Annotated in this window: 6 protein-coding genes; all 6 read left to right on the top strand. The window is 71.3% G+C overall.

The window, feature by feature from the left end:
• Positions 1-8 precede the first annotated feature (8 nt).
• From ACWEQQ_RS40265 to ACWEQQ_RS40240, 6 genes are read left to right on the top strand one after another with little or no spacing between them, the layout of a single operon-like run.
• Positions 9-6,080, top strand: coding sequence for a beta-ketoacyl synthase N-terminal-like domain-containing protein (locus tag ACWEQQ_RS40265; RefSeq protein ID WP_452351890.1), 6,072 nt, complete (start codon positions 9-11; stop codon positions 6,078-6,080).
• Positions 6,077-8,131: a beta-ketoacyl synthase gene (locus tag ACWEQQ_RS40260; RefSeq protein ID WP_452351889.1), complete on the top strand. Its 2,055-nt coding sequence runs from the start codon at positions 6,077-6,079 to the stop codon at positions 8,129-8,131. The genes ACWEQQ_RS40265 and ACWEQQ_RS40260 overlap by 4 nt, the downstream gene beginning before the upstream one ends.
• Positions 8,128-9,693: a PfaD family polyunsaturated fatty acid/polyketide biosynthesis protein gene (locus ACWEQQ_RS40255; RefSeq protein WP_452351888.1), complete on the top strand. Its 1,566-nt coding sequence runs from the start codon at positions 8,128-8,130 to the stop codon at positions 9,691-9,693. Before ACWEQQ_RS40260 ends, ACWEQQ_RS40255 begins: the two co-directional genes overlap by 4 nt.
• Entirely contained in the window at positions 9,690-11,378 is a 1,689-nt protein-coding gene (accA, locus tag ACWEQQ_RS40250) for an acetyl-CoA carboxylase carboxyl transferase subunit alpha (RefSeq protein ID WP_452351887.1), read from the top strand. Before ACWEQQ_RS40255 ends, accA begins: the two co-directional genes overlap by 4 nt.
• Entirely contained in the window at positions 11,375-11,950 is a 576-nt protein-coding gene (locus tag ACWEQQ_RS40245) for an acetyl-CoA carboxylase biotin carboxyl carrier protein (protein ID WP_452351886.1), read from the top strand. Before accA ends, ACWEQQ_RS40245 begins: the two co-directional genes overlap by 4 nt.
• Positions 11,947-13,335, top strand: coding sequence for an acetyl-CoA carboxylase biotin carboxylase subunit (locus ACWEQQ_RS40240; RefSeq protein ID WP_452351885.1), 1,389 nt, complete (start codon positions 11,947-11,949; stop codon positions 13,333-13,335). Before ACWEQQ_RS40245 ends, ACWEQQ_RS40240 begins: the two co-directional genes overlap by 4 nt.
• Positions 13,336-13,371: the final 36 nt, after the last annotated feature.

Here is a 13,371-nt window from a genome sequence, read left to right as displayed (position 1 = left end):
GATCTTCCGTGACGGACGACAGACGCTTGGCGCGCGACCCGATTGCCATCGTCGGGATGTCGGGCCTGCTGCCCAAGGCACGCAATCATCGAGAGTACTGGCAGAACATTGTCGACGGTGTCGACTGCACCGAGGAGGTGCCTGCCTCCCGATGGAGCCTGGACGACTACTACGACGCCGACCCGGCGACGCCCGACAAGACCTACTCGCGACGTGGGGCGTTCCTGCCCGATGTCGACTTCGATCCGCTGGAGTTCGGGCTGCCGCCCAACCAGCTCGAGGTGACGAGCACCATGCAGACGCTCAGCCTCGGAGTGGCGCGCGATCTGCTGTCCGACGCGGGCGCGACCGGGTCGTCCTGGTACGACCCGGCGCGCACCGGCGTGGTGCTGGGAACCACCGGTCCGGTCCCGCTCATGCATCCCCTCGCGGCCCGGCTCTCGACGCCGGTGCTGAAGGAGGCCGCGCGTTCGGTGGGCCTGTCCGACGGTGACGCCGACGCCATCGCGGACCGTTTCGTCGCGGCTTTCGCTCCGTGGGAAGAGAATTCGTTCCCGGGCCTGCTCGCCAACGTGGTCGCGGGCCGGGTCGCCAACCGGCTCGGGCTGGGCGGCATGAACTGCACCGTCGACGCGGCCTGCGCGGCCTCGCTCGCGGCGATCCGCACGGCGATCGCGGAACTGCGCGACGGCCGTGCCGATCTGATGATCACCGGTGGCGTGGACACCGAGAACACCATCTTCATCTACATGTGCTTCAGCAAGGTCGGCGCGCTCTCGCACGGCGGGCGGATCAGCCCGTTCGGTGCCGGCGCCGACGGAACGATACTGGGCGAGGGCATTTCGATGCTGGCGCTGCGCCGGCTCGAAGACGCCCGTCGTGACGGGAACCGCATCTACGCGGTGATCCGCGGCCTGGGTTCGTCCAGTGACGGGCGGGCCAAGAGCATCTACGCGCCGGTGGCCGAGGGCCAGCGGGTGGCCCTCGACCGCGCCTACGCCGACGCCGACTGCTCGCCGGCCGATATCTCGCTCATCGAGGCGCACGCCACCGGCACCGCAGTCGGTGACAAGACCGAGCTGACCGCCCTGAAAGGGCTGCTGTCCGAGGCGACTCCGGAGACCCGGTTCGCGGCGCTGGGCAGCGTGAAGTCCCAGATCGGACATACCAAGGGCGCGGCGGGCACCGCCAGCGTCATGAAACTGGCGCTGGCGCTGCACCAGAAGGTGCTGCCGGGCACGATCAATGTCGACGCGCCCAATGCCGAGATCGCCTCCCGCGCCGCGCCGTTCTACGTGAACTCGCGCACCCGCCCGTGGATCCTGGATCCTCAGCGTCCCGTGCGCCGGGCCGCGGCCTCGGCAATGGGCTTCGGCGGCACCAACTTCCATCTGGTGCTCGAGGAAGCCGACGGCGAGCGGCCCCCGCTGCTGCATCGCACGCCCCGCGCGCACCTGTGGCACGCGCCGGACGTGGCGGGCCTGATCGACGCGGTCCGCGGCGCCGAGGCCACAGACGGCGGTGACATTCCGGAGCAGCACGCACGCGTCGGCTTCGTCTCGCTCGACGACGACTCGGCCGCGGAGCTGCGGGCGCTGGTGGTCGACGAGCTGGTGCGCAATCCCGAAGCGCCGCAGTGGGACCACCCCGAGGGCGTGTACTTCCGCGTTGCGGCGCTGCCCGACCGCAAGGTGGGCGCGCTGTTCGCCGGACAGGGCAGCCAATACGTCGACATGGGCGCCGATGCGGCACTGAACAATCCGCCGGTGGGCGGGGCGTTCGACGCCGCCAACGCCACCTTCGCCGAGGCTGCGGAGCGACTGGGCGCGGTGGTCTTCCCGCCGCCGGCCTTCGACGACGAGACTCGTGCCGAGCAGGACGACGCGCTGCGCCGCACGGAATTCGCGCAGCCCGCCATCGGCGCATTGTCGGCTGGGCAATTCCGGGTGCTCAGCGAGTACGGCTTCAAGGCCGACGGCTACCTGGGGCACAGCTTCGGTGAGCTCACCGCGCTGTGGGCCGCCGGTGCGGTGGCCACCGAGGACTTCTTCGCCCTGGCGCGCGCACGCGGCGAGGCCATGACCGTCCCCGAGGGTGTCGAGGCGGGAACCATGGTGGCCGTCGGCGCCGCCCGTGAGAAGATCGAGCAGGTCATCGCCGAGGTCGAGGACGTGTGGATCTGCAACCACAACGCCCCCGATCAGGTGGTGGTCGGCGGCGGCACCGAGGCGGTCGCCGCCGCCACCTCACTGTTCACCGAAAAGGGCTGGATCACACGGCCGTTGCCGGTCTCCGGCGCGTTCCACACCCCGTACGTGGGCCATGCGGTGGAGGCGTTCGGCGCGGCGGTCGCCGAGGTGGAGATCGGGCCGCCCGACGCGACCGTCTACGCCGACACCCGCGGCGCGTCCTACGGCGCGGACCTCGAGGCCAACCGGGCCACGCTGACCGCCCAGCTGAGCAATCCGGTCGAGTTCTACGACGCGCTCACCGCCATGCGGGCCGACGGCTGCACCGTGTTCGTCGAATTCGGTCCCAAGCAGGTGCTGACCTCACTGGCGCGGCGCACCTTCGGCGACGAGATCATCGCTATCGCCACGGACTCCGGTCCGATCGGCAACGGCGATCTGGCGCTCAAACGGGCCGCGGTGCGCCTGGTCGTGCTCGGTTTCGACCTGCGCGGCATCAACCGCCACAGCGCTGCCGAGCCCACAGCGCCCGCCGCCAAACCCGCTATGGCGGTGAGTATCTCGGCCCCGGAGTACGTTCCCGAAACCCGCCGCAGGGCCTACGCCGACGCGCTGTCGGACAGCTACCAGCTCTCGGTCGCGGCCCGTGCCGCCGCCGCACAGGCCCCCGCTCCCGCCACAGCGGCGGCCCCTGTGGCTCCGGCCCCAGCCGCCCCGACCGACAACGGTCATCACGTCAACGGCACCCATGCCCCCAGTATCCTGGAGAACCCCGTGACCGCGGAACCGCAGTACCGCATTCCCGCGCCGGGCGCCCTGGACAGCGCGCTCGTGCAGCACCTGCACACCCACCGCCACTACCTGGACGGCCAGCTCGAACTGGCCCGCGATCTGGCGGGCGCGCTGCGCCACGGACAGGTCGACGAACTGCTGGTCCGCGCCATCGAGGCGGTCAAGGACCACGGCGTCGCCATCAGCGAAAGCCATTCCCGCGCCGGTACTGTGGTGGTACAGCTGGCCGAGCTGGAGGGCGGGTCCGGGGTGACCCGCGCCCCGTCGATCCCGGTCTACGTCGAATCGGCCGTGAGCGGCCCCGCGCTGACGCAGGCCGCTCCGGCCGCCCTGGCGGCACGCGCGCCCGACCTGGTGGCTCCGGTCGCGGTGGCCGCTCCGGTCACCCCGGAGCAACCGGAACCGATTGCGCCCCTGAGTGTTCCGGTGTCGCAGGCCGCGGCTGCCGTCGAGCAGCCGGCCGCCGCGGCGCTGTCCGCGGACGTGGTGCGGCAGGCGCTGCGTGAAGTGGTCGCCGACAAAACCGGTTACCCGGTCGAGATGGTCGACACCACCATGGATCTGGAGGCGGATCTGGGGGTGGATTCGATCAAGCGGGTCCAGGTGATCGGCGCTCTGCAGGAACGGTTCCCGGAGCTACCGGTGCTGGGACCGGAACAGCTGGGCAGGCTGCGCACCCTCGATCAGATCGTGGGCGAGCTGGCCGGGGGTGATGTCCGCCCAAAAGCTGAGGCCGCGGCCGAAACGCTGCGGCACGTAGTCGAACTCGTCGAGCTGCCGGCGGTGGATCCGGCCGTGGATCCCTACCGCCCGGCCGGGCACGCCGTACTGGTGTGCCTGGACGAGTCGGCCGAAACCGACTGTGAGGCCATCGAGGAACTGCTGCGGGCCCGCAGCTGGTCGGTGCGCCGGGCGTCCGGTTCCGACGCGGTCACCGGCACCGGTCCGGTCGACGCCTGCGTGGTGGTCGCCGGTGTGGCGACCGAATGGGTTCAGGCGCAGGCCATCCTGAGCGGCGCCATCCTGGTGGCCGGGCAGGTGCTGCCCCGGCTGCGGGCGGCGACCGGCCGGGCCGGGTTCGCGACCATCACCCGGCTCGATGGGCACCTCGGATTCCGCGGTGACGCGGAACCGGTGGCGGCTCTGCTGGGCGGCCTGGGCGGACTGGTGAAAACCCTTGCCGCGGAACAGCCCGCGTTATTCTGCCGGGCCTTGGATATCGACCCGGCGGTGGTGCCGCACCGGCTGGCCGAGGTCGTGCTCGAGGAACTCTGCGATGCCGCGGTCGACACGACCGAGGTCGGCGTCGACGCCACCGGCGCTCGCCGCACCCTGGTGCCGAGCCGCCACGGCGACGCCCGCACCGTCGAAATCATTCGTGCCGGAACCGATTTCGGTCACTTCCTGCTGACCGAGGCGGACACCCTGGTGGTGACCGGCGGTGCGCGCGGCGTCACCGCGACGTGTGTGCTGGAACTGGCCCGCACCAGCGCCTGCCGCTTCGTGTTGCTGGGCCGCACCGAGCTGGACGAGGACCCGGAGTGGGCGGCCGAGGTCGCCGACTCCGACCTCAAACCGGCCGCGGTGCGTGCGCTGGCTGGGACCGGGGTCACACCACGCGGCATCGACCGCGCCTGCGGTCGGATCCAGGCGGTGCGCGAAATCCGCGCCACCCTGGCTCAACTCGGCGACCGGGCGACCTACCTGGCGGTCGACGCGACCGACACCCGGGCGCTGAAAGCCGCGCTCGCCCCCTGGCGTGACGCGGATCCGGCGGCCACCGACCACACCCGGCCCGGCGTCATCACCGGCGTCGTGCACGGTGCGGGCGTGTTGGCGGACTCGCTGATCCCCGACAAGACGGCCGAATCCATCGGCCGGGTGCTCGGACCCAAGCTGGCCGGGCTGGCCGCCGTCCTCGACGCCGCGGGCGACCCGCGCCACCTAGTGCTGTTCACCTCGGTGGCTGGACTTTTCGGCAACACCGGGCAGGCCGACTACGCGACGGCCAACGAGGCGCTGGGCCGCTTCGCGGTCGCGTGGGGCGCCCAGGATCCGGACCGCCGGGTCACCGCCCTCGACTGGGGTGCCTGGGCCGGCGGCATGGTGACTCCCGAACTGCGGGAACACTTCCGGTCCCGCGGGGTGCCGCTGTTGGCCCCAGCCGCCGGCGCCGCCGCGTTCACCGCGCAGTTCTCCGCCGCCCGCCGTCGCGAACCGGTGCTGCTGATCGGTTCCGCCACCGCCCTGTCGGCGACGAGTACGGAGCGCGCACCGGTGCGGGCCTGCCGCGGGATCGCGGAGCTGGTGACCGAGCCGGTGATCGAGGCCCACCGCATCGGTGAACACATCGTGCTGCCCGCCACCTTCGGGCTGGGCGCTATGGTAAACCTCGCCGAACGTACCCGGCCGGGGCGGATCGTGGTGGGAGTGCGCGGCTTCCAGGTGCTCAAGGGCCTGGTATTCGACCATCCGGTCCCGAGTATCGAGGTGGAACTCGAGCCCGTGGATCCGGTCGACGACCGGATCGCGGTGCGGGCCACCGTGTTCAGCGACGGGACCGCCCGATTCCGCGCCACCCTGCTGCTCGGCGACGAACCGGAACCCGCTGCTCGGCAGCAGGTTCCGGCCGGTCCCGGCAGCGACGCGAGCTACGTCTACCGCGACGGCATCCAGTTCCACGGGCCCGCCCTGCAGGGGCTGCGCACGGTGCGGTCGGCCAGCGACGAGTCCATCGTCCTCGAATGCGCGCTGAGCGCGGATCCGGTGGCGCACGGCAGCTTCGCGAGTCGGCTGCACGATCCGGTCCAGGCCGACCTGCTCCTGCAGTCCCCTCTGGTACTGGGACACCGATTGCTCGGCGCGGCCTGCCTGCCGCTGAGCGTCGGCCGGATCGACTACCACCGTGCGCTGCCGGCGGGCGAGCCCTTCCTGGTGGTCGTCGACAATCCCCGGGTGAGCCGGATGGAAGCCCTGATCGACTCGACCGCACTGGCCCTCGACGGCACGGTGCTGCAACGGTTCTCGGATGTCGCCGTGCTCACGACACCCGATCTGACGGAGAAGTTCCAGACCTCGGTGAGGGGGTGGACGGCATGACAGTTCTCGAGTTCGACGGCATCGCCTTCGATCCGACGGGCACCCGGCCGCAGCTCGGGGCAGCACCCACTCCGGCGGCGATTCCATCCGCGCCGAAGCTGCTGACATCGGTTGCACCGCAGTCGAACTCGGTGATGGACCCGGTGCCCGCACCGCAGACCGGTGCAGGGCCGGTCCATCCGATCGCAGCGGACGCGATCGCCGCTATCCGGGCAGGCGCCATCGAGGCACACCGCTCGGCCCTGACCGCACAGACGGCGCTGCAGCGCGCGGTGTGGCGACGGGCGCGTGCGGCGACCATGGGCGCCGAGGACACCACCCACGGTGTACGGGAAGCAGTCGCAGCATCGGTTTCTGCTGGTGGGCGCCAGGTTCCGGTCGCACCGATGGGGCCGCGCACACCGGTGTTCCTCGCCCCCGAGGGCGCGTTCAAGCCCCTGGCCCGCACCGCGGTGTCGCGACTGGACCGGGCCGCGCTCGAACAGCTGGCCACCGGGGAGATGAGCGTGGTGTTCGGCCGCACGCATCAGCGTACCGGGGTGGAGGTGACCGCCCGGCTGGCTGCCACCACGCCACTCACCCTCACCGAGGTCGAGTCGATCGAGGTGTACGGCGGCATCGGCAACGGCCGGGTGGTGGCGCGGTTCGACGGCGATCCGCGCGCCGCAGCCCTGCAGGCGGCGGAGGTGTTCGCCCTGCACACCGGGATGCCGCTGTGTCTGTCGGGCAGCACGCTCACCGGCGGCGTCGGCGAGACCGAGGTCGGATTCGGCAGCGGCATCGTGGATCTGGTGGTGGACCGGCTCGATCTGGTGCCCCGCCCGTTCCTGCAGGCGACTGCCACCCTCGACGGTGGCGCGTGCCCGGCCGTCACCGTGATGGTCGCCGAGCGGCTCGGCGCCGAGGTCGGCCCGGGCCAGGCGGTGCCGCGGATTCTGCTCAACGAGTTCCACATGGCGCACCTGGCGCGCGGCGACCAGGCCATCGCCATGGGCCCGGAATTCGCCGAGTACACCGGGGCGCGGGCGACCCGCCTGCCGACCGGCGGCCTGTTGCTGGTGGACCGGGTGCTGCGTTTCCACGGTGAACGCGGCAACCTCGAATCCGCCTCGTACGACACCGAATACGATTCACCGGCCGATTCCTGGTACTACGGGGACACCGCCAACGACTCCATGCCGCACTTCGTCTACATGGAGACCTCCCTGCAGGCGGCGCTGCTCATGGGCTACTACGCGGGGCCGACGCTGACCCAGCGCGGCACCACCCTGAGCCTGCGCAACCTGGGCGGCACCGCAACCGTCCTGCGGCAGATCGACTTGCGCGGCAAGACGATCCAGCAGTCCTCGCGACTGCTGTCGACCACCATCATGTCGGGGTCCTCGCTGCAGACCTTCGACTACACCCTCAGCGTCGACGGTGAGCCGTTCTATCGCGGCGAGACCATGTTCGGCTACTTCAGCGATCAGGCGCTGGGCAACCAGACCGGCCTCGACGCCGGAAAGTACATGCCCAGCTGGCTGTCGGAGCATCCGGAGGCCGCCCCGCGGGTCATCGATGTGGCCGCGCGCCGCGCCGATCCCGCGTCGCCGGCCTGCTCGCGTCGCAAGCTGGCGCTCATCGACCGCGTCGAGGTGGTCGACGGCGGCGGTAATTACGGTGCGGGCTACCTGCGTTCGCTGCGCACTATCGATCCACAGGACTGGTTCTTCGCCCGGCACTTCCACCTGGACCCGGTGATCCCGGGCTCGCTGGGTGTCGAGTCGGTGATCCACGCCGTGCAGGAGTGGATGCTCGACGCCGGATTCGCCGACGGCATCGCCGATCCGGTGTTCCGGATTCCCCGCGACATCGCCTTTAGCTGGCGCTACCGCGGCCAGTTCCTGCCCACCGACGGTACCGTCGAGCTCGAGGCACACATCAAGTCGGTGCATCGCGGGCCACACAGCGCGACCGTGGTGGTGGACGGCTCACTGTGGAAGCCGGGCCTGCGCATCTACGAGCTGATCGACCTGGCCATCGAACTCGCCGACCGAAAGGCGCTGTCGTGACCACCCTCCGGAATCCGGCCGCCGACACGGCCGAGGAGATCGCCGCGCTCTTGAGCGATCTGAACCGGCCGTGCTGGATCATCCAGTACGACGGTCGCGTCGCCGCCACCGCCGACGAGGGACTGGCCGCGCGCGGGCAGATCCTCGCCGCAGTGGGGCCCCTGCCCCCGGAACGACTGGGCGACAGCACCTTCCGCGCTGCCCACGGTGTGCGAGCCGCTTACGCTGCCGGGGCCATGGCCAACGGCATCGCCTCGCCCGAACTGGTTATCGCCATGGCCGAGGCGGGCTACCTGGCCAGCTACGGCGCCGCCGGGGTGCCGCCCGCCGGAGTGGATGCCGCACTGGCCGAGCTGTCCACCCGGCTGAAGGGAAAAACTTTCGCCTGCAACCTGATCCACAGCCCGACCGAGCCCGCCCTGGAACGCGCCATCGTGGACGCCTGCCTGCGCCACGACGTGCGGTGCGTGGAGGCCTCGGCGTTCATGGACCTCACCGCCGAGGTGGTGCGCTACCGGGCAGCCGGGCTCGCGGTGAATCCGCAGGGCGGCATCGAGATCGGGCACCGGATCATCGCCAAGGTATCGCGCGTCGAGGTGGCCGAGCTGTTCCTGCGGCCCGCGCCGCAGCGACTGGTGACGCAGCTGGTCGAGAGCGGTCGCATCACCGCCGCCCAGGGCGATCTGGTCACCCGGGTGCCGATGGCCGACGACATCACCGCGGAGGCCGATTCCGGCGGTCACACCGACCGCCGCCCGCTGGTGGTACTGCTGCCCGAGCTCATCGCCGCCCGCGACCGCATCGCAGTCACCGTGCCGGCCGCCGCGACGGTTCGGATCGGCGCGGCCGGCGGCATCGGCACCCCCGACGTCGCGGCGACCGCCTTCGCCATGGGCGCCGCCTACATCGTCACCGGTTCGGTGAATCAGGCCGCGCGCGAGGCGCATCAGTGCGAGGCCACCAAGCGGCTGCTGGCCACCGCGCAGTTCGCGGACTGCGTGATGGCACCGTCCTCGGACATGTTCGAACTCGGTGTCCAGGTGCAGGTGCTGCGGCGCGGCACCATGTTCGCCACCCGCGCACAGCGCCTCTATGACCTCTACCGGGCCTACGACGGCATCGACGCCATCCCCGCCGAGGTCCGCACCGATCTGGAGGCCACCCTGTTCCGCCGTCCGATGCAGATGGTGTGGCAGGACTGCGTCGCCTTCTTCACCGAACGCGATCCGGCGCAGCTGGTCTCGGCCGAACGGGATCCGAAGGCGCGGATGGCGTTGATCTTCCGCTGGTACCTCGGCCTGTCCTCGGGCTGGAGCATCCGCGGTGAGGCCGAACGGGTGGCCGACTATCAGATCTGGTGCGGCCCGGCCATGGGCGCGTTCAACACCTGGGCGGCCGACACGTATCTGGCCGAACCCGGCAACCGGTCGGTGGCCGATATCGCGGGCCAGTTGCTGACCGGCGCGGCCTATGTCACCCGGGTCGCCCAGTTGCGCACCGCCGGCGTGCGGCTCCCCGCCGCAGTCAGCCGGTACGTGCCTCGCCCGATGGAGGAGCGATGACCATACTCGAGACCGGCCGGGCCGCGGGCACAGCGTGGATGCTGTGCCCGGGCTGCGCGGCCATGATCTACGTCAAGCGCTACGAGCGTGCCGACCGGGTGTGCCCGGAGTGCGACAGCCACGGCATGCTGACCGCGCAGCAGCGCGTCGACCTGCTGCTCGACCCGGACTCGGCCACCCCGATCGACTACGCCGAGACGGTGCGGGATCCGCTGGGGTTCATCGACGCTCGGCCCTATCCGGAGCGGCTCGACGACGCGCGCCGCAAGACCGGTCTGTCCGACGCGGTGCTGTGCGTGCGCGGCACGCTCGGCGGCGTCCGGGTCGTGGTGGCGGCCATGGACTTCCGCTTCCTGGGCGGCAGCCTGGGCAGCGCGGTCGGTGAGGCGGTGACAGCGGCGGCGGAAGCCGCGCTGGCCGAACGCCGCCCGCTGATCCTGGTCCCGGCCTCCGGTGGGGCGCGCATGCAGGAGGGCATCGTCGCCCTCATGCAGATGGCCAAGACCAGCCGCGCCCTGCGACAGCTGGACGACGCGGGCGTGCTGACCGTCTCGGTCATCACCGACCCGACCTATGGCGGCGTGGCGGCCTCCTACGCCACCTCGACCGACGTCATCATCGCCGAACCCGGTGCGCGCCTGGGCTTCGCGGGCCCGCGCGTCATCGCCCAGACCATCGGCCAGACCCTGCCTGCCGGTTTCCAGACCGCCGAGTTCCTCCTCGAGCACGGCATCGTCGACATGATCTGCCACCGTTCGGCGCTGCGCGACCGGCTGATCCGCCTGGTCGGCATGACGGTGCGCCCGGTCGCCGACCGCACCCGTGCTGTCGACACCGATGCGGTGCTGACCGACCCGTCCGCGCTGCCTACCGGCGACCCGTGGGAGCGGGTGCGGACCGCTCGCCGGCTCGACCGGCCCACCACCCTCGACCATCTGGCCGGCGCGTTCGAGGAATTCCTCGAACTGCACGGGGACCGGATGAGCGCCGACTGCCCGGCCATGGTCACCGGCCTGGCCCGGCTGGACGGGGTGCCGGTCGTGGTCGCGGGCACTCAGAAGGGCCACACCGCACCCGAATTGGTCCAGCGCAACTTCGGCATGCCCACTCCGGCCGGCTACCGCAAGGCCGCGCGCGTGCTGCGGCTGGCCGCCAAGCTCGGACTGCCCGTGGTCACCTTGGTGGACACCGCGGGCGCGTACCCGGGGATCACCGCCGAGGAGCAGGGTCAGGCGGTTGCCATCGCCGAGAACCTGAAACTGCTCGCCGGACTGGCGGTTCCGGTGGTCGCGGCGATCACCGGTGAAAGCGGCAGCGGGGGAGCCCTGGCCCTGGCCGTCGCCGACCGGGTCCTGGTGTGCGAGAACGCCGTCTACTCGGTGATCAGCGCCGAGGGCTGCGCCTCCATCCTCTGGCAGGACGCCGCGGCAGCGCCGCGCGCGGCCCGGGCACTGAAGGTGGACGCCGCCTCTCTGCTGGAACTCGGTATCGCCGACGCGGTGGTGCCCGAACCTCAGGGCGGGGCGGACCGCGATCCGGCCGCCGCCACCGCCCTGCTGAGCCGCGCCCTGCGTGCCGCCGTGCACGAGCTGCGCACCTGGTCCGCCGACGATCTGATCGCCCACCGGCACGCCCGTTTCCGGGCTTTCGGTGTGCCACGCAACGACCTCGAGGAGAACAGATGACCGACAACGGTATCACCACCCTGTCGTCCGCCGACGCCGACCGCACCTCCGCGCACACCACCGCCGGCGGGCGCGCAGTGAGCGCCGCTGAGGCCGATCACAGCTTGGCAGTGCTGGCCCGGCACGCGTTGACCGTGCGGGCGGGCATCGCACCGGCGCCTTCCTCGGTGACCGTGGCCAACGGCCCGGTCGTGCTGCGGGTCAGCTGGGACGGCGGCCAGGCCGAGAGCTCGCCGGTGGTCGCATCGGCCCTCGCGCAGGCCGCCGACGCGGCCGCCGCCACGCCGGCGGCCCCCATCCCCACGCACGGAAGCGACTCGAGCGCTGCGACATTCACCCTCACTGCCGAGACCGTCGGCGTCTTCTACCGCGCCTCCGAGCCGGGTGCGGCCCCCTTCGTCATCGAGGGCGATCCCGTCCGCTTCGGCCAGCAGGTCGCCATCGTCGAGGCCATGAAACTGATGATCCCGGTGACTGCGGCCCGCGAGGGTGTGGTGGCCGAATTCCTGGTCGAGGATGGCGAATCCGTGGAGCACGGCCAGCCGCTCATCGTCTTCGAGGTGCTGCGGTGACCCCGGTCGCCGGGGTGACCCGGCCCATTCGCAAGCTGCTGGTGGCCAATCGGGGCGAGATCGCGGTTCGGATCATCCGCACCTGCGCCGAACTCGGAATCGCCACCGTCGCCGTGCATTCGGCTGCCGACCGGGACTCGCTCGCGGTGCGGATGGCTGACGAGTCGGTGCAGATCGGAACCAGCCCGTCCAAGCGCAGTTACCTGTACGTGCCCGCGATCATCGAGGCAGCTAGGGCCACCGGCGCCGACGCCGTCCACCCCGGCTACGGATTCCTCTCGGAGAACCCCGATTTCGCCGAGATCTGCGAGGCTGAGGGGCTGGTGTTCGTCGGCGCCCCGGCCGCGGTGATGGCCCGGCTGGGCGACAAGTCCACCGCCCGTGCCCTGATGGCCGACGCGGGCCTGCCGCTGCTGCCCGGCAGCCGTGACCCGGTCGATACCGTCGACGAGGCCCGGGACCTGGCCAGGGACATCGGATATCCCGTGATCCTCAAGGCCGTCGCGGGCGGCGGCGGGCGCGGCATGCGGGTGGCACGCGATCCGGGCGACTTCGCCGCCGCCTGGCAGCAGACCCGCGCCGACGCGACTGCCGTCTTCGGCGACGGCCGTCTCTACGTCGAGCGCTACCTCGAACCGGCCCGCCACGTGGAAGCCCAGATCCTGGCTGACATGCACGGTCGGGTGGTGCATCTGGGCCTGCGCGACTGCTCGCTACAGCGCCGGCACCAGAAGCTGGTGGAGGAGGCGCCTGCCCCCGGACTCTCGGACGAGCTGGCCGAGCGGATCGGCGCGGCGGCCGTGCGCGGCGCGGAGGCAGCCGGGTACGTCGGTGCGGGCACGGTGGAATTCCTGCTCGACGGCGACGGGCAATTCTACTTCATGGAGGTGAACTGCCGTCTACAGGTGGAACATCCGGTCACCGAGATGATCACCGGCATCGACCTGGTGGCCGAGCAGTTGCGGATCGCGGCGGGGGAGCGGCTGACCGTCGAGTCCGGCGGCAATCCGCGCGGCGTGGCCCTGGAATGCCGGGTCAATGCCGAGGATCCGGAGCGGGAATTCGCCCCGGCCCCGGGCACTCTCACCGAGTGCGTGCTGCCGGGCGGCCAGTTCGTCCGGGTCGACAGCCACATCTCGCCGGGCTATTCGATTCCGCCACACTATGATTCGTTGCTGGCCAAGGTCGTGGTGTGGGCTCCGGACCGTGCCGGTGCCATCGACCGCATGCGGCGCGCGCTGGCCGAGACTCGGATTCGGGGCGGCGGTGTCGCCACCACGGCGGAATTCCTGCACGATGTGCTCGACCATCCCCGCTTCCGGGCTGCGACCCACGACACGGCGTTGATCGGTTCGCTCACCGGTCCGGTGGGTGCGCGGGCATGATGGAGGGCGCCCGCAACGCGAAGGAGCCCGCGCAGA

This window comes from Nocardia sp. NPDC004123, from assembly GCF_053603795.1.
This window is presented reverse-complemented; position numbering and strand designations above follow the sequence as displayed.

What these genes read in the sequence shown, in the direction of transcription:
- accA (WP_452351887.1), top strand. Translation starts at nt 9,690, where the DNA reads ATGACCATACTCGAGACCGGCCGGGCCGCGGGCACAGCGTGGATGCTG.
- ACWEQQ_RS40260 (WP_452351889.1), top strand. Translation starts at nt 6,077, where the DNA reads ATGACAGTTCTCGAGTTCGACGGCATCGCCTTCGATCCGACGGGCACC.
- ACWEQQ_RS40245 (WP_452351886.1), top strand. Translation starts at nt 11,375, where the DNA reads ATGACCGACAACGGTATCACCACCCTGTCGTCCGCCGACGCCGACCGC.